This window comes from Microbacterium sp. ZW T6_19 (assembly GCF_044987465.1).
In the GTDB taxonomy this organism is placed as follows: Bacteria; Actinomycetota; Actinomycetes; order Actinomycetales; family Microbacteriaceae; genus Microbacterium; species Microbacterium natoriense_A.
In genome coordinates this window covers 289,800-313,632 of sequence record NZ_JBJDRH010000003.1, presented here as the reverse complement: position 1 = coordinate 313,632, position 23,833 = coordinate 289,800, and the positions used below count along the sequence as shown (strand labels likewise).

The following is a 23,833-nucleotide window of genomic DNA, read 5'->3' as shown; positions in this document are numbered from 1 at the left end:
GAGCCGGGGTGGGCTCTTGGTGACCTCTTCGTCCACGGAATCGGCGGAGAGGCGGTGGAACTTGTTCGATTATTTGTCAAGGAAACGAACAAAATCAAGAGCACGGTTGCATTCATTTCCTTGAGCGCAATACTATGATCGAATCACGCATAGAACAATCACAATCACGCAAAGACTTTGAAGGGGTCGATCATGACCGACGTTCTGCCCGGCGCGCACATGCGCGCAGAGCTCATCTCGCAGCCCGAGACCTGGGCCCGCGCGGCCGATCTGCGCGATGGCCAGGCGCTGCTCCCGAACCGCGGCGCCCGTGTCGCCGTCGTCGGCTGCGGCACCTCGTGGTTCATCGCGCAGTCCTACGCCGCGCTGCGCGAGAACGCGGGGTTCGGCGAGACCGACGCTTTCGCCGCGTCTGAAGCCTTCGTCGATCGCGGCTACGACGCGGTCGTCGCCCTGACGCGTTCCGGCACGACGACAGAGGTGCTCGAGCTCGTCGACAGGATCAAGGGACGCATCCCGACGATCGGAGTGATCGGCGATGAGTCCTCGCCCCTCGTCTCCCTGGTCGACGAGGCCGTGCTCATGCCGTTCGCCGACGAGAAATCGGTCGTTCAGACCCGCTTCGCGACCACCGCCCTCGCGCTGTTCCGCGCCTCTCTCGGAGAGGACCTCGCGAGCGCCATCGCCGATGCCGAAGCCGTGCTGGCGGGCACGGATGACGACGGCCTGCGCGATGCCGAGCAGTACACGTTCCTCGGTCGTGGCTGGACCATCGGTCTCGCGCACGAGGCGGCCCTGAAGATGCGCGAATCCTCGCAGTCGTGGACCGAGTCCTACCCCTCGATGGACTACCGTCACGGCCCGATCGCGATCGCCGCCCCCGGACGGATCACCTGGCAGTTCGGCGAGGCTCCCGAAGGGCTCTCGGCTCAGGTCGAAGCCACGGGAGCGCGCTTCGTACAGCATCCGATCGACCCGATGGCCGATCTCGTGCGTCTGCACCGTGTCGCCCTCGATCGAGCCGTCTTCCGGGGGCTCGACCCCGACCAGCCGCGCAGCCTCACGCGTTCCGTGATCCTGGATGCATGATGTCGACGCCCGAAGGCGTCGGCATCCCTGACGTCGGACGCGACACCACGGGTGAGAAGCTGGCCGCGGTGCGCGCGCTCGGCGCCGGCGCGCCGGTGCTCGCCTTCGACGTGGGCGGAACCGACATCAAATCCGCGCTGTTCGACGCGAACGGCACCGCGCTCGGCCTGCGTCGCACGCCGACGCCCACCGCAGAAGGCGATCGCACCGCCGTGATCATCGAGCGTCTCGGTGTGCTCGCCGCCGAGCTCCGAGCCGCGCATCCCGATGTGGTGCCGCAGGCGGTCGGCCTGGTCGTGCCGGGGATCGTCGACGCGGATGCCGGCATCGGAGTGTTCGCCAGCAACCTCGGCTGGCACGATTCGCCGCTCCGTGACCTCGCGAGTGCGAGGCTCGGCCTTCCCGTGGCCTTCGATCACGACGTCCGTGCAGCGAGCTGGGCGGAGCATCGCCTCGGCGGTGCCCGTGACTATGCGGACGCTGTCGTCCTCGTGATCGGCACCGGCATCGCCGGCGCCGTGCTCGTCGGGGGACAGCCGTACACCGCGGGCGGCTATGCCGGCGAGATCGGGCACTCGCCGATCGCCGACGGGCCCGAGTGCGCATGCGGCGCTCGTGGCTGCCTGGAGGCCGTGGCCTCGGCCGGAGCGCTCGCTCGCCGCTACCGCGAGGCGACGGGCGTGACGCCCGATGGCGCGAAGGACGTCATCGCGCGCGCGGCCGCTGGAGATCAGGCTGCTGCGGACATCTGGAACTCCGCCCTCGACGCACTCACCCTGTCGCTCGCGCAGCTCACGGCGGTCCTGGCGCCGCAGGCGGTCGTGATCGGCGGCGGCCTGTCGCGCGCGGGCGGTGCGCTGTTCGATGAGCTCCGCGCACGGCTCGAGGCGCGACTGAGCTTCCATCGCCTGCCCGTCCTCGTTCCGGCCGAGCTCTCCGGCAACGCCGGCCTCATCGGCGCCGCGCTGCGGGCCAGGGAGCTGACGTGATCCTCACCGTCACCCCGAATCCCGCGCTCGACCTCACCTGGCACGTCGAGCACCTGGCCTTCGGCGGTTCGCACCGAGCGGATGCCGGCATCGCCCGGGCCGGCGGCAAGGGCCTGAACGTCGCGAGGGTCGTTCACGCTCACGGCGTCCCGGTCGCCGCGATCGCCACGGTCGGCGGCGGCACCGGCGTCGAGTTCGCCGCTGAGCTGAGCGCATCCGGCGTCCCGCACGTGCTGGTCGAGGTCGCGGGAGCCACCAGACGGAGCATCGCGGTCGTCGACGAGCAGCGCGGCGACACGACGATCGTCAACGAACGCGGCGTCAATCCGTCGGATGCGGAGTGGGCGGCTCTTCTCGCCGAGGTCCTCGAACGGCTGCCGAGCGCGTCTGTGCTCGTGATCTCGGGCAGCCTGCCACCCGGTGCGCCGGACCAGCTGCTGCCCGTGCTCATCGGGGTCGGCCGCGATGGCGGCGTCCCCGTGATCGTCGACACCTCCGGGCCTGCGCTGCTGCGCGCCGCGGATGCCGGAGCATCCGTCCTCAAGCCCAACGCCGCCGAACTCGCCGAGGCCACAGGCATCGCCGACCCGATCGAAGGCGCTACATCGCTCATCGACCGGGGCGTCGAACTGGTGCTGCTGTCGCTCGGCGCCGAGGGGATGCTGGCCGTGACGGCATCCGGCGCACTGCACGCGCGCCTCGACGCACCTCTCGCAGGAAACCCGACCGGCGCCGGCGATGCCGCCGTCGCGGCATGCGCCGTGCTGTTCGCAGAGGGCGAGCGCGATTCCGAGCGCATCCTGCGCCGCGCCACGGCATGGTCGGCGGCCGCCGTGCTCATGCCGCTCGCCGGCGAGATCTCCGACACCTGGCCCGAACTCGAAGCGCGCGTGACCGTGCGACCGTACTCACCGAAGGACCCTGAATGACCCTCGTCTCCGCCCGCGAACTGGTGAAGGACGCCGCGAGCCGCGGCTCCGGCATCGGCGCGTTCAACGTGATCCACCTCGAGACGGCTGAGGGTCTGGCGCGCGCCTCGGAGCAGGCGCAGCTGCCGGTGATCCTGCAGATCTCGCAGAACTGCGCCGACTATCACGGCGGCCTCGAACCGATCGCACTGGCCACGCTCGCGGTGGCTCGCCGCTCGTCGATGCCTGTCGCGGTGCACCTCGACCACGCCGAGCGCCCCGAGCTCGTCGACGAGGCGATCGCGCTGGGGTTCGGCTCGGTGATGTTCGACGGTGGCGCACTGCCCTATGACGACAACGTCGCCCTGACCGCTGCCGTCGCCGAGCGGGCGCACGCGGCCGGCGTGTACGTCGAAGGCGAGCTCGGCGAGGTCGGCGGCAAGGACGGAGCGCATGCGCCGGGTGTCCGCACCGACCCCGACGAGGCACGGGCCTTCGTGGAGGCGACGGGAGTCGACGCGCTCGCCGTGGCGGTGGGCTCGTCGCACGCCATGCTCGATCGCTCCGCATCTCTCGATCTCGAGTTGATCGCGCGGCTGCACGCCGCCCTCACTGTCCCTCTCGTGCTGCACGGCTCCTCCGGAGTCGCCGACGCCGTCATCGCCGATGCCGTACGCGCCGGCATGACGAAGATCAACGTCTCCACGCACCTGAACGGGTTCTTCACGCGTGCGATCCGAGACGCTCTCGGCGCCGACGACTCGCTCGTCGACTCGCGCAAGTACCTGAAGCCCGCCCGGGACGCGCTCGCCGGGGAGGCCGCGCGGATGCTGCGATCGTTCGCCCTAGAGTCGTAGTCATGAAGCGAGCCGCGCGTCTGAACGCGATCCTCGATCTGCTGGCCGCGTCGGGGGAGGTCACGGTCGAGGACCTGGTCGAACGCTTCGGTGCGTCGCAGGCCACCACTCGACGTGACCTCGACAGTCTCGCCGAGCAGCGCCTTCTCACGAGGACCCATGGCGGCGCCGTCGCCCAGGCCGTCGCCTACGAGCTGCCGATCCGCTACAAGAGCCACCTGCGCACTCAGCAGAAGAAGGCGATCGCCCAGGCCGCGGCCGAGCTCGTGCTCCCCGGCATGGTCGTCGGCCTCTCCGGCGGAACCACGACGACGGCCATCGCCGCCGCGCTCGCCGCGAGGGACGATCTCGCGGAGGGCGGCGGCATCACCGTCGTCACGAACGCCGTGAACATCGCAGCCCAGCTCGCCACCCGCCCCGACATCAAGGTCGTCGTGACGGGCGGCGTGATCCACTCGCGCAGCTACGAGCTCGTCGGCCCGTTCGTCGAACAGCTGCTGCGCGGAGTGCGCCTCGACATCGCATTCATCGGGGTGAACGGGATGGATGCGGCATCCGGCGCCTCCACGCAGGATGAGCGCGAGGCTGCCGTGAACCGCATGATGGCCGAGCGAGCCCGGCAAGCCGTGGTCGTGACCGATTCCAGCAAACTCGGGATCACGGCATTCGCCTCCGTGGGCGAGGCCGAGCTCTTCCCCGTGGTGCTGACGGATGCCGACGCCGACGCCGCAACTCTCGCCGCGCTGCGCGAAGCGGGCTACGAGGTGCGCACGGCCTGAGCCCTGGCTCGGCGACCGGATGAAACCCGGCGGGGGTGCCGCGGTTGCAACCGCGGCACCCCCTGAGTAGTCGGTGTCCATGTCGTGTCCCTGCACTCCCCAGTGCACAGGTTCCCCAGTTCGACTGCGCCTCCCGCGCTCCGCCTTCTCGAAGCCCTTTCGCATCGGCACCTTCCGAAGATCAGGAGCGGGTCAGGCCGCGTCTGATACATCGAATGGAGAAATTCTTCAGAATCCGCTGCCGTGGCATTGGAACGGCGCATGAAGGCCGGTGCGGCGAGATGCCGCGGCCAGCGCATCCGCAGGATCCTCGCCTGCCGCGAGGCCCGCATGCACGGCTGCGAGCAGCTCTCCGGCCACAGCATCCGCCACGACCACCGGTGCGGCGATCACGCACCGCGTGCCGGCGTGGAGCCAGACCCGGGTCATGCCGAGCGCCTCTTCGCCCCACCGCACGGAAGAGCGGCCGAGCTCGCAGGCCGACAGCACGACCGTGGCCGGAGTCTGCGGAATCAGGTCGATGTCGTAGCCGAAGAGCGCGCCGTCGGCGAGCTCGAGCCCCGAGAACAGCGGGTTGTCGGTGGCGTGCCGCCCATGCGCGGCGATGTGCAGGACGTCGCTGCGCGCGGCGAGATCGGTGACCGCGTCGACCTGTGCGCCGTCGCCGGTCAGCACCTCGGCGACCTCCCAGGCGTCGGCCGCACGTCGCACCTCTTCCTCTGCGCGCGGTACCCGTGGGCCCGCCGCGAAGCCGGCCGTCGCGGTCAGGGCCTGGCCGCCCACCTCCGTCACAGCTGAAGCGGGGCGTCGACGAACGTGGTCGCCGTCGCGATGCTCGAGCCACCGGGAGACCGAGGTCGCCAGCGTGAACGGCACGCCGTGCAGGCTCGGCAGCATCGCCCACGGGATGCCGCCGAGCACACCGGGCACGGTCAGGGCGAAGCGCCCCGCGTCGACCCCCAGCGGCACGATCAGTTCGCGGTCGAGACGCTGCAGGCGATCCGCGAGCGAGCGCTCGACCGGCCCGGCCATCGGTCCTCCGCGGGTGAGCGCGGCGACGTCGAGGTCGGCTCGCAGACCGTCGAGAGCGGCCTGCACGCGAGGCCAGTCGAGAGCGACGGTCCATGAGCCGGATGCCGTCGCCACCAGACATCGCAACTCCGCGCCGGTGAACACGTAGGCGAGAATCGCGGTGTCATCGCCCAGCAGCACCTGGGCCTCGGAGAGCCCGATCCGATCTCGGCTCCCCGAGGTGCCGGTTCCCGACCACTGGCGTTCCCGCACCCGGTCGCGCAGCGCTCGCACGCGTGCGTCGGCGGTCCAGTCGGAACCGGCGAGGTCGGCGCGCAGCATCCGCAGCTCGGCGAGATCCGCCGAGAGCCCGTCATCGTGCGGCGGGCGCACAGGAGCGACCTGCTGGCTGAGGTGGCGGGCGCGCTCCGACCACTCGAAGAGAACAGCAGGGTCGCCCGATCGGGCCGCGGCCCGGAGACCCGCGAAGATCAGTTCGGTGCCGTGCATCGCCACCGAGGCCTGAAGGTCGAGAGCGCCGAACGACTGCTGCCATGCCGTGAGCAGTTCGAGGCCCGCCGCCGCGTCGCGCCGTGCCTGCGCATCGCGCCCGACGCTCGAGGCGCGCACCGCCCGCACTTCGAAGGCGCGCAACCGCAACGGCGTCGGGGCGTCGGCGGCGAGGCGCGGCATCCGCCCGTCGTCGACGAGTCGCGAGGTCAGTGCCAGCGCGGTCGCCTCGGTGCGGAATCCCGCTGTGCGCAGAGCGGATGCTGTGCGCGCGAAGTCCGCGGCCGCGGTGGGGCGCGAGGCTCGCACCCGCGCCTCGAGCCGCACGGCGTCGGCTCGGGCCGCCCAGCCCTCGTTGCCGAGGCGGGTGAAACGGCGCGCCGCCGTGGCGGCCGTGCGCTCAGCGGCCGCGACGTCGTGTCGCAGCTGCGATCTGGCGAGATGGAACTCCGCCTCACCTCGGGCCTGGCGCATGCCCTGCGCCCCGAACTGCTCGGCCACCGTGGCGAGCAACTCTTCGGCCTCGGTCGTGAGGCCGGCATCGCGCAGCACCTCGGCGCGGTCGAGGTCGCTGATGGCGGCGGCGAGATCGCTCGTGGCGGCGAGAGTCGGTCGCGAACGGGTCATCGACGCGAGCGCGGTCACCAGGTCGCCGCCCAGCAGCGCGGCGTAGCCCAGGTTGTGGCGTGCCTCGGCGAGCGGCTCGTCCTCCCCTCGGGATTCGTAGATGGCCGCGGCCCGTTCGAGATCGGCGACGCATGCGGCGAGCTCGTGCAGCTGCATCCGCGTCACCGCACGGTTCATGAGAAGGTTCGCGAGTTCGGTCGTCTCGGCGCCGACCTCGTCGGCGTCGCCCGAGTCGGCGGCGGCGTCGATTCCGTCGATGGCCAGCGTGAGCATCGCCTGCGCCTCATCGAGGCGACCGGAGTGCAGCAGAAGTGTGCCGAGCTGCCCTCCGAGCATCGCCGTCGTCTCGGCGCTCAGACCGGGCCGGGCGAGGGCTTTGCGAGAGAGCCGCTCGGCGTCGCCGGGGTGCCCGGTCTGCGCGAGGACGTAGGCCAGAGTGCCGTCGATCCGCGCGCGCAGGTCGTGATCGTCGGCACGGGCCGATGCTGCGGTCAACGCGCGTCGTGCCTGGCCGAACCTCCTGGCGTTCGCCGCGGTCACTCCACGGCGGTGCAGTTCGGCGGCAGACAGGGGCATGTCCCCAGGATGGCGTGCCCGAAGCGCCGGGGGAAGTGCGCGGCGCTCGAGATGTTCCGCGTTCGCCGGCTGTGAGCATCGCGAGGCGGCCGATCAGCCGGCCGAGGGGCGCCTCCGTCGACGTCGGAGCGCGCCCGCTGTGCCCGTGATCAGCCCTGAACCACCGGCGTGGGCAGTCCCTCCATCACCTTCTTGACGGCCTCTGCCGCGGTCGAGGTCTTCACCCCCGCGAGGGGAACCGCGCCGAGCTGCGCCGCGATCCGACCCGCGACGTACGGGGCCGCGAACGACGTTCCGCTCCACACCGCGAAGCCACCGCGGTAATCGTCAGGGTCGAGCGTCTCCCGGCTGAGCCCCGCGAAATCTGCTCTCGACGACGCCTGTTCTCCGCCGACGAAGGCCGGTGACGTGCTCACGACAGCGGCGCCGGGTGCATACACGCGCACCCACGGGCCGACGTTCGAGAACAGCGCGACCGAGCAGGAAGACGGATTGAGCGCGCCCACCGATACAAGGGGAGCGTCGTCATCGCGGGGGATGCCGTTGTCGGCGCCCGGCCACGCCCACAGCGAGGCCGGGAACGACGGGCGGTCGATCGCGTCGTTGCCCGCCGAGCACACGACGACGCAGCCGAGCTCGCGCGCCCTGGTCAGCAGGGCGTTCAGGGTCAGACTGAAGAGCCCGTCGGTGGGCGTCTCGTGGTAGTACCCGAGAGAGAGGTTGAGGACGTCGATCGGATGCCCGGTGTGCGGGTTCTCGCGGTGCCGTCGCAACAGCTCGACGACCTGCGCGAGAGTGTCCAGGAATGTGCTCTCGTCGACGACGCCGAGAGCGCCGGCGATGCGGATCGACAGGATGTCGGCATCCGGCGCCGCCTGGCGGATGACACCGGCGATGAAGGTGCCATGCCCGGCCACCGCATCGATCTCGCCGTCGAGCTGCCCGTACAGATCCGGGTAGCGCTCCGGATCCGCGTCGTCGGTCAGCCCGACCGGCACCCCGTCGACGTCGACGTGCTTCGTCACGATGTCGTCGGGAAGCCACTCATGCACCCCGCATCCGGTGTCGAGCACCGCGACGACTGTTCGGCGGCCCTTGCGCGGGGCGGGGCCACGCAGCGGCGCCGGGCCGAGCCAGCTCACCGGCTGCCGAGCACCGCGCCCCGGCTGCAGGTAGTCCTCGCTGCCCGCGGCTCCCCCGGCGCCCACCGGGTTCGTGCGCGTGAACGGATTCGTTCGCGTGAACGGGTTCGTCCTGGTGAACGGGTTGAGTCCCACGGGGTCGATCGACAGCACGTGCTCGAGGCTCGTGCGGGGCATGGGCGAACGAGAGATCCTCCGCGCGCGCTGCAGCACGCGCCAGGCGTCGGGTGCCACGGGCGATTCGCCGCTGCCCGCGTCATCGGGCGTGGTGAGACGGGCGCGCACGAACCAGGGGATCTCGGCGGTGAGACCCCGCCGCTGCGCGGGCTCGTCGAGGATCAGCTGCCAGCCGAACGACGCCGCCGCCTCGTGCAGGGTCTTGACCTCGCGGTCGTAGGCGCCGTTGTCGTCGTCGTGCGTGATCAGCAGCCGCTCGGGCAGGTATGCGGTGGGGAAGGCTTGGATGCCGTCGACTCGTTCGACGTTCGGATCGAGCGCCGTGCCGCGGCGGATCGATCCTTCCGCGCGATCCTGCCAGGTCCATCCCTCGGGCTGCTCCATCGGTCGTTCCTCTCATGGCGGGCGTGCCCGCGGTGTCGTCGTCGGATGCCGGTCAGATGCGGGTGGTGGCCGTCATCACAGCTCGAACTGCGGTGTCGACAGGGTGCGATCCTCATCGCCGACCCTGGTCGTCAGGCGCACTCGGGTGAGGCCCGCGGGCACGTCGTCGAAGACGAACCGACCGGTGTCCGAGGGGGCGGTGGAGCGGATGCCGTCGCCCTGGCTGAGCACGATCGCCGCCGAGGCGGTGTCGACCCAGCCGTCGATGCGATGGCGTCCGCTCGCCGTCGTGGTGACGTGGAGCAGGATGCTTGTGGTGCCGTCGCTGAACTGCAGCGTGAGAGCATCCGCGTCTCCCCTGACCTCTCCGAGAGGCTGGTCGACGAGGGTGAGCAGCGCGTACTCCGCCGACAACGAGTCGGTGGCGACGGTCGCGATCATGCGATCGATCAGGCTCGCGGGAATCGGGTCGACCTCGGTCCACAGGGAGCGGAGCCGCGCGAACAGCTCGGCGTCTTCGTGCTCGGTCATGATGCTCCTCCCGCAGGCTCCAGCAGGACGCGGAGTTTGGTGAGGCACCGCTTGCGCGTCGGACCGATGCTGCCGATCGGCATCGCCAGGTCGGCGGCGAGAGCGGCGTAGTCGGGGCGGTCTTCGAACGCGATCACGCGCAGCAGCCGCTGGCACCGCTCGTCGAGGGCTTGTACGGCTGCCCAGAGCCGTCGTCTCTCATCGCCGGTGGTGGCGCGCTCCTCGGCGGAGACCTGTGGCGGGAGCAGGACGTCGAGGCCGTCGGCATCCGTCTGATCGACTCTGCCGTGCGCTTTGCCGACCTTCCACGCCTCGCGGCGGGCGGTGGTCGTGAGCCATGCCGCGACCGCACGCGGATCGGCGACCCGTTCATGCCCGCGCACGAGCTGCAGCCACGTGGTCTGCACGACGTCCTCCGCGAGCATCCGCTCGAGGCCGTAAGCGCGCACCACGTGCCAGAGCACAGGAGACATCAGCCGCACGAGGTCGTCCATCGCGCGGCTGTCGCCGTCTCTCCATGCGCCGAAGAAGGCTGCGGCTCTCTGCCACCGCGCCGCCCCGTCTTCGGTCGGATCGAGATCGGCGTCGGGACCGCCGTCGATCATGAGACCCATTGTGATCACACCATGAAGGAGCGCGGCAAGGGTTTCCTGATACGTGTACCGGATAAATGAACCCGTGGAGCGGGTGAGGCCCCGTTCACATCCCGCAAAACCCGGGCGGATACGGCCCGTGTGGATGCCGGCGCCGGCCCCCTCGCGAGAAGGAGGTTAGCGTGGAGGGGTGATCGTCCTCGCTGTCGTGCTCTTCCTCAACGCCGCGTTCAACGCCCTCGTCTGGCCGCAGTTCTACAAGCGGGTCTCGAACGACCCGCGCGCGAGGGACGAGAACGGCAAGTCGACCGCATTCCTGAAGGTGCACGCGGTGCTGATCGCGATCGCGCTCGTGCTCGCCCTGGTCTCGGTGCTCGTCGGAGTCGTCGCCCTGACGGGGGCTCTCTGACCTCTGCGTGCGAAAAGTCGGAGCCGCGGCGCGACACGCCGCCCGCGGGGTCTCCTGCACGGCATGTCGCGCGCAAACTCCGACTTCTCGCACGCCGGGGTGAGTCCTGGTCGAACCTGAAGCCAGGCCCGCGTCACCTCCTGGTCAGGGCCGCGCGACGGGCTGCTGCAGCTCGGTGACCCAGTCGGACTGATCTTCCGATACCGCCCGCACGTAGAGCTCGCGGCACGGTCCGCTGGGCACGAAGCCACGGGCGATGATCTCGGCGTGTACGGCTCCCCAGGTCTCACGGATGCGATCCATCGACCCCAGGTGCACGCCGCAGATCGCGAGCTCGACAGCAGGCAGATCGACGAGTTCGAGTCCCTCTCGACGCTCTCCGCCGTATGCGTAGCCGGCCGTGATCTCCATGCCGTCTTCGGTGAGCTCGTACTGCGCGATCGGCGTCGACAGCGCGCCGCACTCGTCGCCGAGCACGCGCTCGATGCGCTCGAACAGGGGGCCGACCGCGGCGCCCACCTCGTCCTCCGGCACGGAGGCGACATGCGCGGCGAGGCGCACGGCGGGCAGGGGCTTCTCGATGATCTCGACGGTGGACATCTGGTTCTCGCTCTCTATGAGGTGGAGCCGCCGTTCCACGTCGACGAGTCTGGCCGCGGCGACGCGGTGCTCCTCTTCGACTTCGGCTCGGCGTACGCGCAGCATGGCCGCGATGCGGCCGGCGTCGATCCCCTGCTCGAGGATCTGCGCGATGTCGTCGAGGCCGAAGCCGAGCTGGCGCAGGGCGACGATCCGGTGCAGCCGCTCGAGCTGCGATGGATCGTACGACCGATAGCCGCTGGACTCGTCCACGTGGGCGGGCACGAGCAGCCCGGCGGTGTCCCAATGCCGCAGCATCCGATGGGTCACCTGGCCGATCTGCGCGAACGCTCCGATGGATAACATGTCTCCGTTATCTCGCCTTCCACAGTGTCAGGGTCAAGTCTCTCGCTCCTGCGCGTCCTGGCGGGCTCTCATCACGATGCGGGCAAGGCCGCGGATGAGCACGGCGGCGAGCGGCGAGCGCGGCGTGCCTACGGCTTCGCTCGGCGGAAGGCGAGGAACGAGAAGAGCGCGAGCACGGCCACGACGACGAGACCCCACAGCGCGACGCCGACAGTGCCGAGGGCGCCCAGAACCTGGCCGACGTCTCCCCACCATTCGAAGCGCGTCGCGAGGTAGGCGAAGCCGATCAGCGCCAAGCCCAACGCCACGCCGATGATCGTCAGCACCACGCCGCCCCAGGTCTTGAAGATCGTGGCGCCGGTGAAACCGATCACGAAGAAGAACAGCGCGAGCGTGAAGAACACGACGAAGGCGCCGAGCGGACCAGCCACCCACGCCCACGGCTGGTAGAACATCCACCCGTTGACCCCGTATCCGCCGGTGGCGAGCTCGATGCCCCCGCCGATCAGGAAGAGCAGGCCCATGAAGGTGCTGCCGAGCACCGCCGTCAGCATCGTCCCGAGGAAGAACTCGCGACGGGTGATGCTCATCGCCTGTGAGAACGGGAAGGTGAGGGTCATCGCCGAGATGCCGATCGCGAAGAAGTACCACAGCGGCGCCTGTGCCCCGCCGCCGTACTTCGGTTCGCCTGACGGGATCAGGAGGTAGATGAGAATCGACATCGCCGTCGCCGCGGCGAGGATGATCAGCGGGATCCAGAAGAACGTGTTGCGGTTGATCAGCTGCAGGCGGACGACGTTGAGTATGCGTCGCATCACACGACCTCCTCTTTCACGGCGGACTTGGCCGACGAGTTCTGCGTGAGTCGAACGATGAGCTGCTGCAGCGATACGGGCGCGAGTTCGAGGCCGGCGGCGATGACATCCGCTCGCTCCTCCGGCGTGAGCGCGCCCAGAGTGGTCACCGAGACCACCCGGCCGAGGGATTCCCGGTGCAGCACCTCGCGGCCTGTCGTCCATGAGTCGACGACGGACGCGTCGCCGATCACGGTGATGGCGCGGTCGCGCACGGCATCCGTGTCGTCGTTGAGAATGATCCGGCCGTTGTCGATCACGATCACCTTCTCGATGAGGTTGGCGACCTCGTCGATCAGGTGAGACGAGAGGATGACGGTGCGCGGGTGCTCCGCGTAATCCTCGAGCAGGCGGTCGTAGAAGATCTGCCTGGCCACCGCATCGAGGCCGAGGTACGGCTCGTCGAAGAAGGTGATCTCCGCGCGAGACGCGATTCCGATGATGACCCCGACGGCGGAGAGCTGACCGCGGGAGAGCTTCTTGATCTTCTGTCTCATCGGCAGCTGGAACTGCTCGACCAGATCGTCGGCGACGGCCTGGCTCCAGTTCGGGAAGAACATGCTCGCCGCCTTGAAGGCGTGGCGCGGGTGCGCGTCGTCGGGGTACTTCTGGCTCTCGCGGACGAAGCAGAGCCGGCTGAGCACCCTCGCGTTCTCGTACGGATGCTCGCCGAAGACCTTCACGGTGCCTGACGTCTCGAAGTTCTGCGCCGTGAGGATCGACATGAGCGTGGTCTTGCCGGCGCCGTTGCGGCCGAGCAGGCCGTAGATCGCGCCCGGTTCGAGCGACAGAGTGACGTCGTCGAGGGCGTTCTTGTCCTTGTATCGCTTGGTGAGGTTGTGCACCTCGATGACGGCGGTCATGCGGGGCTCCCTTCGGTGCGAGCGGCCCGCTCGGCGAGCATGTTCGCGAGATCGTCGGGGCCGAGCCCGAGCGTGCGGGCCTCGGCGAGCAGTGGATCGATGTAGCGGTCGGCGAACGCGGAGCGGCGTTCGCCGAGCAAGAGATCTTTGGCACCGGCCGCGACGAACATGCCGATGCCGCGGCGCTTGTAGAGCACTCCCTTGTCGGTGAGCATTGCGACTCCCTTCGCTGCCGTGGCCGGGTTGATCCGGTAGAACGCCGCGAGTTCGTTCGTCGAAGGCGCCTGCGATTCCTCGGTCAGCGAGCCGTCGAGGATCGAGTCCTCGATCCGCTCGGCGATCTGGAGGAAGAGCGGCTTGCCTTCTTCGATCACGGGTCCTCCGGAGGCAGTTGGTTGGTTAGTTACATGACTAAGTAACCCATGGGTCTGAGCGCTTGTCAAGATGAGCCCCAAAACGCAGAAGAGCCGCCTCGGTATGCCGGGCGGCTCTTCCAGGGATGGGGCGCGATGCGTCAGGACCGCCCGAGCAGCGACGCGAGAAGCGGCAGCTGCGCCGGATCCTCCAGCGCGGTCCCCACGGCGACGACGCTGGCACCCGCGCTCAGATATTCGCAGGCGTTCGTCGCGTTCATTCCTCCTGTGGTGACGAACCGGGCCTGCGGGAACGGCCCGCGCATGGCGGTGAGCCACTGCGGCCCGAGCACTGAGGCGGGGAACGCCTTCAGCCAGGTCAGCCCCGACTTCATGGCGAGCTGCACCTCGCTCGCGGTCGCGACGCCGGGCATGCTGAGCATGCCCGCCTCGTGCGACGCGCGGACGACCTCGAGGTCCAGCCCCGGGCTGACCGTGAACGATGCTCCGGCTGAGGCCGCCTGGGCGACGTGCTCGAGCGACACCACGGTGCCGGCGCCGACGATCTTGCCGCGTTCGCGAGCAGCGGCCGAGACCACGCGCAACGCCTCGAGGTCTTCCGGCGTCTGAATGGGGAGCTCCACCATGTCGATGCCCAGATCCCACGCGGTCGTCGACACCGCGAGGCTGCGCTCGACGCCCATGCCGCGCAGAATCGCCATGAGCGGTGCGCCCCCGAAGAGCTGCTCGAAACCGGAGTTGTCCATCGTCTTCCTTCTCTCGTCTCCGGCCGCGGGGGCGGCCGGTCCTGTCATCGATCGCGGGCGGTCAGCCCGCGGCATCCGTCTCGCCGACACCGACCACGTCGTGGGTCGACTGCAGCACCAGGTGTGCTCGCTCATGTCCGCGCCGCAGGCTCTCGTGCGGAGAGCTTCCGTTCAGCACGCCCGACAGATATCCGGCGGCGAACGCGTCGCCCGCTCCGACGGCCTCGACCACTTCGGTCGGGATGGCCGGCACGAACACCACGCCGTCGGGGGAGAACTCCGTCGCTCCGACCGCACCGTCCTTCACGACCAGGTGAGAGGGAGCCGACACGAGCGTTCGCACGTCGGCGGCGGTGCGGCATCCCCACAGCGTCTCGGCCTCGTCGAGCCCGACGAACACGATGTCGGCGCGGTTCGCAAGTGCGAGCAGCGCGGGCGCTGCCTCGGATGCCGACCACAGCGCCGCGCGATGGTTCACGTCGAAGCTCAGCAGGGCCGGACTCGCGGCGACGCGGTCGATCACGGTGTCGATCATGGCGGCGCAGCTCGCGGAGAGCGCGGGCGTGATGCCGGAGACGTGCACGATCCGCGCGTCTTCGAGCGGCACCTCGGCGATGGTCTCGGGGGTCATGCGCGAGGCGGCCGAGCCGGCGCGGTAGTAGCGCACGCCGTGGCCGGGGTCTTTGAAGTACACCCCGGTGGGTGCGGCGGGGTCGAAGCCCACCCAGCGCGTGTCGACGCCGTGTGAGGCGACAGCGCGGTGCACGCGGTGTCCGAGCACCTCGTCGCCGAGGCGGCTCACCCATGCGGCGCTCTGGCCGAGGATGGCGACGTGCGCGGCGACGTTCGACTCGGCGCCTCCGATGCTCAGCCGCACATCTTCGGCCTCGGCGAGGGGCGTGGCATCGGTCGGCGTGACGAGGAGCATGGTCTCCCCGATGGCGATCAGGGCCGGGGTGGCGGCTGCGGTCATGATTGTCATGATGACGAGTGTGTGCAGCGCACGCAACGAGCGTTGCAGCATATGCACAGACATGGTTCCTGGAGTAGGTTCGACCCAGTACCAGGACTGCGGAGGACTCGGATGGCACAGCGGCTTCTGCTCGACGGGCTCGGCGCCGAGCGTCTCTCGGCGCGCGACAAGGGCATCCCCGAGCGCGCGTTCGGGCTCACGGTCGACGCATTCCTCGCCACAACCCCCCGGCTCCCCGAGTTCTGGACGCCGCTGATCGCCCTCGACGGCGCAGCCATGCGCGACAACATCGCCCTGATGGCCGACTGGTCCGCCGAGCGCGGACTCGAGCTCATGCCCCACGGCAAGACGACCATGGCTCCCGCCCTGTGGCAGCGCCAGCTCGACGCCGGATGCCCAGGCATCACGCTCGCCAACATGGACCAGGTCCGCGTCGCCCGCACCTTCGGTCTCGCCGACATCATGCTCGCGAACGCCGTGATCGACCCGCGCTCGCTGCGCTACCTCTCGGCCGAACTCGCCGACCCCGACCTCTCGTTCGTCAGCTGGGCCGACTCGCTCGAGACGGTGGAGCGGATGCAGGGTGCACTCCGCGAGATGGGAGTGCCCCGCCGCGTCGACGTGTGCGTCGAGCTCGGCGCCCCGGGTGGACGCACCGGCGCACGCACCGTCGACGAGGCGATCGAGATCTCACGGGCGATCTCGGCATCCGACGTCCTCCGCCTCGCCGGTGTGGCAGGGTACGAAGGCAGCCTCGGCCATGACCGCTCTCCTGCGGCGCTCGCCGCGGTGCGGGGATATCTCGAGAATCAGATCGCACTGCACGATGCGATCAGCGATCTGTACGACGACGAGGGCGACGTCTTCGTGACGGCCGGCGGCAGCGCCTACTTCGACCTCGTCGCCGACGTGTACGCCCCGGCCATCGCGCGCGACGATCGCACCCGTTTCACCTTGCGCTCGGGCGCCTACATCGTGCATGACGATGGCTTCTACCGCGGCATCTCCCCTCTCGACGGCGGTCGCAGCGACGAGGGGCGGTTGCGTTCGGCCATGCACGGCTGGGCCCGTGTCGTCTCGCACCCCGAACCAGGGCTCGCGCTGCTCGACGGCGGCAAACGCGACCTCCCGTTCGACGAGGGGCTGCCAGAGCCGCAGGGCGTCGCCGCCGACCTCGGCGCCCCGCTCACAGCGCTGCCCGGTGCCACGATCTCGGCCATGAACGACCAGCACACGTTCCTGCGCTCCGCCGAGGTACACGTCGGCGATGTCGTGCGGCTCGGGCTGTCGCACCCGTGCACGGCCTTCGACAAGTGGCACTACCTGCCGGTCGTGGCCTCGCCCGATGACGACCGCGTGATCGAGCTCGTGCGGACGTTCTTCTGACATGTCGCAGAGCGTGCGCAGGGCCGCCCTCATCGTCGATGCGATCGCGTCGCGTCCGCAGAGCGTGGCCGAACTCGCGACGGAGTTCGGGCTGCACCGCTCGACCATGTTCCGCGAGCTGCAGACGCTCGAAGACGTCGGCTACGTGCGTCGACGGGCCGATGGGGCGTACGTGCTGGCGTTCCACCTCGTCTCGCTCGCCCAGGTCGCGCTGGAGCATCTCGACCTCAGGAAGGCCGCAGCTGCTCCGCTGCGCGATCTGCACGAGGTCACCGGCAACACCCTGCACGTCGCCGCGCTGATCGACGACTCGATCGTCTATGTCGACAAAGCAGAGGACCAGAGCGGCATGCGCATGTACTCGCGCATCGGGTCGCGCGTGCCGCCGTACTGCACGGGGGTCGGCAAGGCGATCCTCGCGGACCTCGACGATCAGCGCAGGGATGCCGTGCTCGCCGGCACCGCATGGACACCCCACACCGCCAACACCCTCACGTCGAGGGGTGCGCTCGACGCCGAACTCGACGTGATCTCGGCTCGGGGCTGGGCAGTGGACGACTCGGAATTCGAGGACTTCGTCAACTGCGTGGCCGTGCCGATCCGCGGCCCGATGGGCGTCGTGGGCGCGCTTTCGCTCACCGCAGTCCGCGCTGTGCAGGATCTCGACGAGCTCGCCGTGCGCATTCCGCTGCTGCAGCGTACGGCGGCGCAGATCGCCCGCGAGGTCGGCTGACGTATCTTGGGGAGGTGCCCGACTTCCCCTACGCCCGCCTTCGCCGGCGGCCCGACGTCGAGGCCGAGAACCTGCAGGCTCACGACGCGACCGATCTGCTGCTCGTCGAGAGAGCGCTCGACTCCGACATCCCGGGTGCGGAGATCACCGTCATCGGCGACGAGTACGGCGCGATCACGCTGGCGCTGACGGATGCCGGGCTCAGCGGCATCCGGGTCCATCAGGATCTTGCGACCGGTCGGAGAGCACTGGCGCTGAACGCCGAGGATCTCGGTCTGACCGGCTTCGTGTCGCACGAGCTCGACTCGGCATTGCTCGCCGGCGCTCGGCTCGTGCTCCTGCAGCTGCCGAAGTCGCTCGCAGAGCTCGAAGAGATCGCAGATGCCGTGGCGCGCTGGGCCGCTCCGGATGCCGTGCTCGTCGCCGGGGGCAGGGTCAAGCACATGACTCTCGCGCAGAACGAGGTGCTCGCGCGTTCGTTCGCGTCGGTGCAGGCGCAGCGTGCCGAGCGGAAGTCACGGCTGATCGTGGCGTCATCTCCGCTGCCCGCCCCCGCATCGCCGCCGTTCCCGGTGACGGCGCAGCACGAAGGTCTGACCCTCGTCGCGCACGGTGGCGCCTTCGCCGGAGCCCGGCTCGACATCGGCACTCGCGTGCTGCTCGACGCGCTCGGGCGGATGCCCGTGGGGGAGACCGTCGTCGACCTGGGCTGCGGCACGGGTGCGCTCGCGGTCTCGTACGCGATCGCTCACCCCGGGGCTCACGTGATCGCGACCGATCGCTCGGCGGCGGCCGCGGCATCCGCTCGAGCCACCGTTCTCGCGAACGGGGTCGACGACCGCGTGACCGTGACGCATGACGACGCCGGATCAGAGATCGCCGAGGGATCGATCGATGTCGTGCTGCTGAACCCGCCATTCCACCTCGGCACGAGCGTTCACACCGGTGCGGCGACCCGGTTGTTCGAGGCGGCGGCTCGGATGCTGCGCCCCGGCGGCGAGCTCTGGACGGTCTACAACTCCTCGCTCGGCTACCGCGCCGAGTTGACGCGTCTGATCGGCACTACCGAGCAGGTCGAGCGCACGCCGAAGTTCACGGTGACGCGCAGCGTCAGGCGCTGACTCTTCATACTCGCGAGACCCGCGCATTCCCCCGGTCAGCCGCGGAAACCGAACAGTGATCAGCATCCCGGATTTGCCCCTGATCGGCCATTTCGTTATGTTGGTCTGTGGGTCTTCTGGCCCAAGACCAGTCCGCGGCCGCGTCCTTCTTTCGATGTGCTGTGCTGCGAAGAGGCGTGGGCGTACGGTCGATGTTCTCTGCGAGGGATCCGAAATCCCTTGCCAGCGCCGCCACAGCGAAGCACTCGAAACGGCCCCGTGAACGTCACCCGGGCGTAACCGAAGCGGGCTCGCCCCACAGGGCGCGCCGCGGGGGAAACGTGTCCGAAATCGCACTTGAAGCGCGCCATCTCTACAAGGTGTTCGGGAAGAATCCGAACCAGGCCGTTCGCCGGCTGAAGGCCGGGGAGCGCCGCACCGACGTCACCGACGCAGGAACAGCCGCCGTCATCGACGCCGGCTTCACCGTGAACCGCGGTGAGATCTTCGTCATCATGGGACTGTCCGGCTCGGGCAAGTCCACCATCATCCGCATGCTCAACGGGCTGCACGAGGCGACCGACGGCTCGGTCCTCGTCGCCGGCGACCCGATCACCGGCATCCCCGCCTCGCGTCTGCGCGAGATCCGCCGTGACCGCATCTCGATGGTGTTCCAGCACTTCGCCCTGCTGCCGCACCGCACCGTGGTCGCGAACGTCGCCTACCCGCTCGAGCTCAAGGGCGTGCCCCGTGCCGAGCGCCTCGCGAAGGCCGAGGAGATACTCTCCCTCGTCGGGCTCGAGGGCCAAGGCGACAAGCTGCCCTCCGAGCTCTCGGGCGGCATGCAACAGCGCGTCGGCATCGCCCGTGCCCTCGCCGCTGACACCGACATCCTGCTGATGGACGAGGCGTTCAGCGCCCTCGACCCGCTGATCCGCCGCGAGATGCAGGAGCAGCTCCTCGAGCTGCAGGAGAAGCTGCAGAAGACCATCGTCTTCATCACGCACGACCTCAACGAGGCGATGTTCCTCGGCGACCGCATCGCGGTGATGCGCGACGGTCGCATCGTGCAGATCGGCACGCCGGAGGACATCCTCACAGACCCCGCCAACGACTACGTCGAGCAGTTCGTGCAGGACGTCGACCGCGCCCGCGTGCTCACCGCGTCGAACGTGATGGAGCGCCCCCGTCCGGTCGTGGCCGAAACGGCAGGACCTCGCACTGCGCTGCGCCAGATGCGCGACGCCTACATGTCGGCGACCTACGTCGTCGGGCGCGACCGCAAGCTCGTCGGCATCGTGACCGACCGCGACGCCGTGAAGCTGGTCCGCAAGGGCGAGACGACGCTCGCGTCGATCCTGAAGCCCGTGCCGCTCGCGGTCGACGAGAACGAGGTGCTGATGAACCTGTTCATCCCGGCCGTCGAATCGCCCGTGCCGCTGGCGGTGACGGATGCCGACGGCCGACTGGTCGGCGTCATCCCGCGCGTCACCCTGCTCGCTGCCCTCGGCCCCGGTCCCGGCGCGACGGGCGAGCTCACGCTGCCGCTCATGCCGATGCCGCAGGCCGAGATCGACGCGGTGCTCGATGACGGTTGGACCGCAGAGCCGGCGACCTTCCCGGTCGTCGAGCGCGGACTCGAACGCGGAGAAGATGCGACGCCGAGCGAGGAGATCACCCGATGAACTTCCACCTGCCCGTCGGCACCTGGGTCGAGTCCGCCGTCGACTGGATCAAAGCCAATCTCGACGGCTTCCTCGACGTCGTCTCGTTCGTGGTGACGTTCCTCGTCGAGGGCCTCACCTTCCTCCTGCTCCTGCCCTACTTCTACGTCGTGATCGTGGTCGCGGCGCTGATCGCCTGGCTGGTGCGCTCATGGCAGCTCGCGATCGGCACCGTGATCTCCTTCGGTCTCATCGTCGCGATGGGACTGTGGGTGCCCGCGATGCAGACGCTCGCGCTCGTGCTGGTCGCGGCGCTCGTGGCGGTGCTCATCGCGATCCCGCTCGGCATCTGGTCGGCCCGCAATCCCACTGTGCGCGCGGTGCTCAAACCGGTGCTCGACTTCATGCAGACCATGCCGGCGTTCGTCTACCTGATCCCCGCGATCGTGTTCTTCAGCATCGGCGTGGTTCCCGGTCTCGTCGCCACGGTGATCTTCGCGCTGCCCCCGGGCGTGCGCCTCACCGAACTCGGCATCCGCGGAGTCGACTCCGAGACCGTCGAGGCCGGGCAGGCCTTCGGCGCGACGCCCTCGCAGATCCTGCGCGGCATCCAGCTGCCGCTCGCGATGCCGACGATCCTCGCCGGCGTCAACCAGGTCATCATGCTCGCGCTGTCGATGGCCGTGATCGCCGGAATGGCCGGCGCCGACGGACTCGGGAAGATGGTCGTCGAGGCCATCTCGACCGTGAACATCGCCAAGGGCGTCGAGGCCGGTCTGGGCGTCGTGCTCATCGCCGTCTTCCTCGACCGCGTCACCGCGGCGCTCGGGTCATTGGGCCGCCACCCCGGCTCCCTGCTCTGGACGCTCGCACAGCGACGCTCCGGGCAGCGTGCTGCCGCGGCATCTGCGGCGGTGGCCGACGCCAGTGCGGTCCGCACCGACGAGAAGGAGCTTCAGAATGCCTAAGAACAGGATCTTCAGCGCAGCGGCTCTCGGGCTCGCGGCGACGCTCGCCCTCGCAGGCTGCGCGACCGACGGCGCCGGCGGCACCAGCAGTCTCACCGGCGACGGTTCGAGCGCAGGCGGCGGCGACAAGGGAACCATCACGCTCGGCTATCTGCCCAGCTGGACCGACGGCCTCAGCACGGCGTTCCTGCTGCAGGATCAGCTCGAGAAGCTCGGCTACGACGTGGAGATGAAGACGCTCACCGAGGCGGGGCCGCTCTATGCGGGACTCGCTCAGGGCGATGTCGACCTCTACCCGTCGGCCTGGCCCGAGCTCACCCACGCCGAGTACATGAAGAAGTACTCCGACGACATCGAGGATCTCGGCGCGTACTACGACCACGCGAAGCTGACGATCGCGGTGCCTGAGTACTCCGACATCGACTCGATCGAGGATCTCGCAGGGCGCGGGGGCGACTTCGGCGGAAAGATCGTCGGCATCGAGCCGGGCGCGGGCCTCACAGGTCAGGCGGGCAAGATGCTGTCGGCATACGGGCTCGACGGCGAGTACTCGCTGCTCACCTCGTCGACCGCGGCCATGCTCACCGAGCTGAAGGCGGCCACCGAGAAGCAGGAGGACATCGTCGTCACGCTGTGGCGTCCATTCTGGGCCAACGACGCCTTCCCCGTGAAGGATCTCGAAGACCCGAAGGGCGCGATGGGTGAGGCCGAAGGCCTGCACTTCCTCGGCACGAAGGGGTTCTCCGATGAGTTCCCCGAGGCGGCCGAGCTGATCGAGAAGATCACGCTCGACGACGAGCAGTACGGAGCGCTCGAAGACCTCGTCGTCAACCAGTACGGCGAGGGCGAAGAGGCGGATGCCGTCGACGCCTGGCTCGAGGAGTACGGCGACCAGTTCGACTGGACCGTGAACGGCTAAGGGGTCACGCACCACGCGCAACCCCCTGACCCGTCCACGTCCCCAGGCGTAGCCTGGCGGCGTGGACGGGTTCGCAGCGGTCGATTTCGGGTTCGCCCGCGAAGTCCTCCAGCGGGGCATCGCGGCGCTGTATCTCGTCGCTTTCCTTTCGACGCTCAACCAGTTCCGGCCGCTGCTCGGCGAACGCGGTCTGCTTCCCGCGACGGCGCTGCTCGAATGGGTCGCGGCGAGCGACGCCAGGAAGCGGATGCTGAACCCGACGCTGTTCCGGCGCATCCGCTATACAGATCGACGCCTCGTCATCCTGTGCTGGTTCGGCATGGTCGTCTCGCTGTTCCTCGTCGCCGGCATCCCGCAACTCGGTCCGCCCTGGGTGCCGATGGTGTGCTTCCTCGCGCTCTGGCTCGGCTACATGTCGATCGTCAGCATCGGGCAGACGTTCTACTCGTTCGGGTGGGAGATGCTGCTGCTCGAAGCGGGGTTCCTCGCCGCCTTCCTCGGCTCGAACGACCAGCCGCCGCCGACCGTGGTGATCGTGCTGTTCTGGTGGCTGCTGTTCCGGCTCGAGTTCGGCGCGGGAATGATCAAGATCCGCGGCGGCCGCGAATGGCGGGATCTCACCGCGCTCATGTACCACCACGAGACGCAGCCGATGCCCGGTCCGCTGAGCCGCCAGGCGCATCTGCTGCCGCGGTGGTTCCACCGAGTCGAGGTCGTCGGCAACCACTTCGCGCAGTTGGTGGTGCCGTTCTTCCTGTTCGCGCCCCTTTTGAGCTGGGTTCCTGAGCCTGTCGAAGGATGGGTTCCCGGGCCCGTGCCGCAGATCGTCGGCGCCGTGGCGGGTGTGATCGTCATCGCCACGCAGTTCTGGCTCGTGCTCACCGGCAACTTCGCCTGGCTGAACTGGGCCACGATCGTGATCGGGTTCTCTGCGATCGGCCTTCCCTCGACCGTTGAGCGAGCCCAGGGAGACGAGACGCCCTGGGTCATCGACGGCATCCAGCTGTACTGGTTCGCCATCACCTGCGCCGTCGGCATCCTGTATCTCGCTGTCAGCTGGCCCGCCGTGCGCAACCTCTTCGCGCGTCGTCAGCTCATGAACGCGAGCTTCAACCGCTGGCAGCTCGCGAACGCGTACGGAGCGTTCGGCACGGTGACGAAGGAGCGCGTCGAGATCGTCGTCGAGGGATCGCCCGACGAAGACGGCGCGGAATGGCGCGAGTACGAGTTCAAGGGCAAGCCCGGTGACGTGCGACGGGTGCCGCGGCAGTTCGCGCCGTATCACCTGCGTCTGGACTGGCTGATGTGGTTCCTGCCGCTCGGGCGTTCGCTCGACGACTGGTTCACCGGGTTCCTGCTGCGGTTGCTCGAGGCGGATGCCCCCACCCTCGCCCTCTTGCGGACCGATCCGTTCGCGGGCGAGAAGCCCCGGTGGGTGCGAGCCGTGTCGTACCGCTACCGCTTCGCCGCCCGCGCCGAGCGCAAGGCCGAGGGTGCGGACGAGGCGCCGTGTGATTCTGGGCCCGTTCGGGTTGCGGTGACCGAGCCCTCTCCGGTTGCGGAGACCGAGCCCTCTCCGGTTGCGGAGGAGATCACACGCATTGAAGGGGCGGATGCCGCGATTCGATCCTTCTCAGCGTGAGATCTCCTTCGGAGCGTGAGCGAGCGATGTCGAGGAGGAACGTTCGCCGCCGCCGAGCGCGGCGAAACGCCCCGGCCGGGGATG

At 69.2% G+C, this 23,833-nt stretch carries 23 protein-coding genes; 13 read left to right on the top strand and 10 right to left on the bottom strand.

Features of this window, described 5'->3' with window-relative positions; genetic code table 11:
• Positions 1-192 precede the first annotated feature (192 nt).
• Genes ACI3KT_RS06525 through ACI3KT_RS06505 form a run of 5 tightly spaced genes read left to right on the top strand, consistent with a single transcriptional unit; the run spans position 193 to position 4,622 of the window.
• Complete coding sequence (locus ACI3KT_RS06525) at positions 193-1,089, top strand: SIS domain-containing protein (RefSeq protein ID WP_404903218.1); 897 nt, start codon at positions 193-195, stop codon at positions 1,087-1,089.
• A complete protein-coding gene (locus ACI3KT_RS06520) occupies positions 1,086-2,078 on the top strand; it encodes an ROK family protein (protein ID WP_404903217.1) in 993 nt (330 codons plus the stop codon). The genes ACI3KT_RS06525 and ACI3KT_RS06520 overlap by 4 nt, the downstream gene beginning before the upstream one ends.
• Positions 2,075-3,007 (top strand): 1-phosphofructokinase family hexose kinase, encoded by a 933-nt coding sequence (locus ACI3KT_RS06515; RefSeq protein WP_404903215.1) that lies wholly within the window; start codon positions 2,075-2,077, stop codon positions 3,005-3,007. Before ACI3KT_RS06520 ends, ACI3KT_RS06515 begins: the two co-directional genes overlap by 4 nt.
• Positions 3,004-3,843 carry a ketose-bisphosphate aldolase gene (locus ACI3KT_RS06510; RefSeq protein WP_404903214.1) on the top strand — a complete coding sequence of 280 codons (840 nt, stop codon included), beginning with the start codon at positions 3,004-3,006 and terminating at the stop codon, positions 3,841-3,843. The genes ACI3KT_RS06515 and ACI3KT_RS06510 overlap by 4 nt, the downstream gene beginning before the upstream one ends.
• A 2-nt stretch (positions 3,844-3,845) precedes the next feature.
• Positions 3,846-4,622 carry a DeoR/GlpR family DNA-binding transcription regulator gene (locus tag ACI3KT_RS06505; protein ID WP_292906840.1) on the top strand — a complete coding sequence of 259 codons (777 nt, stop codon included), beginning with the start codon at positions 3,846-3,848 and terminating at the stop codon, positions 4,620-4,622.
• A 228-nt stretch (positions 4,623-4,850) separates the two neighbouring features.
• On the opposite strand, the gene ACI3KT_RS06500 is transcribed toward ACI3KT_RS06505, so the two are convergent.
• The 4 genes from ACI3KT_RS06500 to ACI3KT_RS06485 all read right to left on the bottom strand — a co-directional run bounded on the left by ACI3KT_RS06500 (position 4,851) and on the right by ACI3KT_RS06485 (position 10,185).
• A complete protein-coding gene (locus tag ACI3KT_RS06500) occupies positions 4,851-7,346 on the bottom strand; it encodes a CHAT domain-containing protein (protein ID WP_404903213.1) in 2,496 nt (831 codons plus the stop codon).
• A gap of 149 nt (positions 7,347-7,495) precedes the next feature.
• Complete coding sequence (locus ACI3KT_RS06495) at positions 7,496-9,049, bottom strand: S8 family peptidase (protein WP_404903211.1); 1,554 nt, start codon at positions 9,047-9,049, stop codon at positions 7,496-7,498.
• 75 nt (positions 9,050-9,124) lie between these two features.
• The gene (locus tag ACI3KT_RS06490) at positions 9,125-9,580 is read right to left on the bottom strand and encodes a hypothetical protein (RefSeq protein ID WP_307293456.1); all 456 of its coding nucleotides are present in this window, start codon (positions 9,578-9,580) and stop codon (positions 9,125-9,127) included.
• Positions 9,577-10,185, bottom strand: a complete 609-nt coding sequence (locus ACI3KT_RS06485) for an RNA polymerase sigma factor (RefSeq protein ID WP_404903209.1) — start codon at positions 10,183-10,185, stop codon at positions 9,577-9,579. The genes ACI3KT_RS06490 and ACI3KT_RS06485 overlap by 4 nt, the downstream gene beginning before the upstream one ends.
• 178 nt (positions 10,186-10,363) lie before the next feature.
• Here ACI3KT_RS06485 and ACI3KT_RS06480 point away from each other — a divergent pair, with 178 nt between their 5' ends.
• Positions 10,364-10,582, top strand: a complete 219-nt coding sequence (locus tag ACI3KT_RS06480) for an SCO4848 family membrane protein (RefSeq protein WP_404903207.1) — start codon at positions 10,364-10,366, stop codon at positions 10,580-10,582.
• Positions 10,583-10,726: 144 nt separating this feature from the next.
• Here the strand turns inward: ACI3KT_RS06480 and ACI3KT_RS06475 are convergent, their stop codons facing one another.
• The 6 genes from ACI3KT_RS06475 to ACI3KT_RS06450 all read right to left on the bottom strand — a co-directional run bounded on the left by ACI3KT_RS06475 (position 10,727) and on the right by ACI3KT_RS06450 (position 15,346).
• Positions 10,727-11,527 carry a MerR family transcriptional regulator gene (locus ACI3KT_RS06475; RefSeq protein ID WP_404903206.1) on the bottom strand — a complete coding sequence of 267 codons (801 nt, stop codon included), beginning with the start codon at positions 11,525-11,527 and terminating at the stop codon, positions 10,727-10,729.
• Between the two features lie 128 nt (positions 11,528-11,655).
• Positions 11,656-12,342, bottom strand: a complete 687-nt coding sequence (locus ACI3KT_RS06470) for a hypothetical protein (protein WP_292906854.1) — start codon at positions 12,340-12,342, stop codon at positions 11,656-11,658.
• Positions 12,342-13,244 (bottom strand): ABC transporter ATP-binding protein, encoded by a 903-nt coding sequence (locus ACI3KT_RS06465; RefSeq protein WP_404903204.1) that lies wholly within the window; start codon positions 13,242-13,244, stop codon positions 12,342-12,344. The genes ACI3KT_RS06470 and ACI3KT_RS06465 overlap by 1 nt, the downstream gene beginning before the upstream one ends.
• Positions 13,241-13,618 (bottom strand): GntR family transcriptional regulator, encoded by a 378-nt coding sequence (locus tag ACI3KT_RS06460; RefSeq protein ID WP_292906858.1) that lies wholly within the window; start codon positions 13,616-13,618, stop codon positions 13,241-13,243. The genes ACI3KT_RS06465 and ACI3KT_RS06460 overlap by 4 nt, the downstream gene beginning before the upstream one ends.
• 140 nt (positions 13,619-13,758) lie before the next feature.
• Complete coding sequence (locus ACI3KT_RS06455) at positions 13,759-14,364, bottom strand: bifunctional 4-hydroxy-2-oxoglutarate aldolase/2-dehydro-3-deoxy-phosphogluconate aldolase (protein WP_404903202.1); 606 nt, start codon at positions 14,362-14,364, stop codon at positions 13,759-13,761.
• Positions 14,365-14,425: 61 nt separating this feature from the next.
• On the bottom strand, positions 14,426-15,346 hold the full coding sequence (locus ACI3KT_RS06450; protein WP_404903201.1) for a sugar kinase: 921 nt from the start codon (positions 15,344-15,346) through the stop codon (positions 14,426-14,428).
• Between the two features lie 102 nt (positions 15,347-15,448).
• On the opposite strand from ACI3KT_RS06450, the gene ACI3KT_RS06445 reads away from it, so the two are divergent.
• From ACI3KT_RS06445 to ACI3KT_RS06415, 7 genes are all read left to right on the top strand, one after another.
• Positions 15,449-16,723, top strand: coding sequence for an alanine racemase (locus ACI3KT_RS06445; RefSeq protein ID WP_404903199.1), 1,275 nt, complete (start codon positions 15,449-15,451; stop codon positions 16,721-16,723).
• Position 16,724: 1 nt separating this feature from the next.
• Positions 16,725-17,456 (top strand): IclR family transcriptional regulator, encoded by a 732-nt coding sequence (locus ACI3KT_RS06440; protein WP_404903197.1) that lies wholly within the window; start codon positions 16,725-16,727, stop codon positions 17,454-17,456.
• A 14-nt stretch (positions 17,457-17,470) separates the two neighbouring features.
• Complete coding sequence (locus ACI3KT_RS06435; RefSeq protein ID WP_404903195.1) at positions 17,471-18,577, top strand: class I SAM-dependent methyltransferase; 1,107 nt, start codon at positions 17,471-17,473, stop codon at positions 18,575-18,577.
• Between the two features lie 320 nt (positions 18,578-18,897).
• Positions 18,898-20,241 (top strand): glycine betaine/L-proline ABC transporter ATP-binding protein, encoded by a 1,344-nt coding sequence (locus ACI3KT_RS06430; protein ID WP_292906869.1) that lies wholly within the window; start codon positions 18,898-18,900, stop codon positions 20,239-20,241.
• The gene (locus ACI3KT_RS06425; RefSeq protein WP_292906871.1) at positions 20,238-21,188 is read left to right on the top strand and encodes a proline/glycine betaine ABC transporter permease; all 951 of its coding nucleotides are present in this window, start codon (positions 20,238-20,240) and stop codon (positions 21,186-21,188) included. Before ACI3KT_RS06430 ends, ACI3KT_RS06425 begins: the two co-directional genes overlap by 4 nt.
• Complete coding sequence (locus ACI3KT_RS06420) at positions 21,181-22,107, top strand: glycine betaine ABC transporter substrate-binding protein (RefSeq protein ID WP_404903193.1); 927 nt, start codon at positions 21,181-21,183, stop codon at positions 22,105-22,107. The genes ACI3KT_RS06425 and ACI3KT_RS06420 overlap by 8 nt, the downstream gene beginning before the upstream one ends.
• Positions 22,108-22,168: 61 nt before the next feature.
• Positions 22,169-23,749, top strand: coding sequence for a lipase maturation factor family protein (locus tag ACI3KT_RS06415; RefSeq protein WP_404903191.1), 1,581 nt, complete (start codon positions 22,169-22,171; stop codon positions 23,747-23,749).
• The last annotated feature ends 84 nt before the right edge of the window (positions 23,750-23,833 follow it).

Coding starts and splice junctions, on each gene's coding strand:
- ACI3KT_RS06450 (WP_404903201.1), bottom strand. CDS start 15,346: ATGACAATCATGACCGCAGCCGCCACCCCGGCCCTGATCGCCATCGGG.
- ACI3KT_RS06425 (WP_292906871.1), top strand. CDS start 20,238: ATGAACTTCCACCTGCCCGTCGGCACCTGGGTCGAGTCCGCCGTCGAC.
- ACI3KT_RS06485 (WP_404903209.1), bottom strand. CDS start 10,185: ATGATCGACGGCGGTCCCGACGCCGATCTCGATCCGACCGAAGACGGG.
- ACI3KT_RS06510 (WP_404903214.1), top strand. CDS start 3,004: ATGACCCTCGTCTCCGCCCGCGAACTGGTGAAGGACGCCGCGAGCCGC.
- ACI3KT_RS06505 (WP_292906840.1), top strand. CDS start 3,846: ATGAAGCGAGCCGCGCGTCTGAACGCGATCCTCGATCTGCTGGCCGCG.
- ACI3KT_RS06500 (WP_404903213.1), bottom strand. CDS start 7,346: ATGCCCCTGTCTGCCGCCGAACTGCACCGCCGTGGAGTGACCGCGGCG.
- ACI3KT_RS06455 (WP_404903202.1), bottom strand. CDS start 14,364: ATGGACAACTCCGGTTTCGAGCAGCTCTTCGGGGGCGCACCGCTCATG.
- ACI3KT_RS06470 (WP_292906854.1), bottom strand. CDS start 12,342: ATGCGACGCATACTCAACGTCGTCCGCCTGCAGCTGATCAACCGCAAC.
- ACI3KT_RS06490 (WP_307293456.1), bottom strand. CDS start 9,580: ATGACCGAGCACGAAGACGCCGAGCTGTTCGCGCGGCTCCGCTCCCTG.
- ACI3KT_RS06440 (WP_404903197.1), top strand. CDS start 16,725: ATGTCGCAGAGCGTGCGCAGGGCCGCCCTCATCGTCGATGCGATCGCG.
- ACI3KT_RS06445 (WP_404903199.1), top strand. CDS start 15,449: ATGGCACAGCGGCTTCTGCTCGACGGGCTCGGCGCCGAGCGTCTCTCG.
- ACI3KT_RS06495 (WP_404903211.1), bottom strand. CDS start 9,049: ATGGAGCAGCCCGAGGGATGGACCTGGCAGGATCGCGCGGAAGGATCG.
- ACI3KT_RS06465 (WP_404903204.1), bottom strand. CDS start 13,244: ATGACCGCCGTCATCGAGGTGCACAACCTCACCAAGCGATACAAGGAC.
- ACI3KT_RS06520 (WP_404903217.1), top strand. CDS start 1,086: ATGATGTCGACGCCCGAAGGCGTCGGCATCCCTGACGTCGGACGCGAC.
- ACI3KT_RS06525 (WP_404903218.1), top strand. CDS start 193: ATGACCGACGTTCTGCCCGGCGCGCACATGCGCGCAGAGCTCATCTCG.
- ACI3KT_RS06475 (WP_404903206.1), bottom strand. CDS start 11,527: ATGTTATCCATCGGAGCGTTCGCGCAGATCGGCCAGGTGACCCATCGG.
- ACI3KT_RS06420 (WP_404903193.1), top strand. CDS start 21,181: ATGCCTAAGAACAGGATCTTCAGCGCAGCGGCTCTCGGGCTCGCGGCG.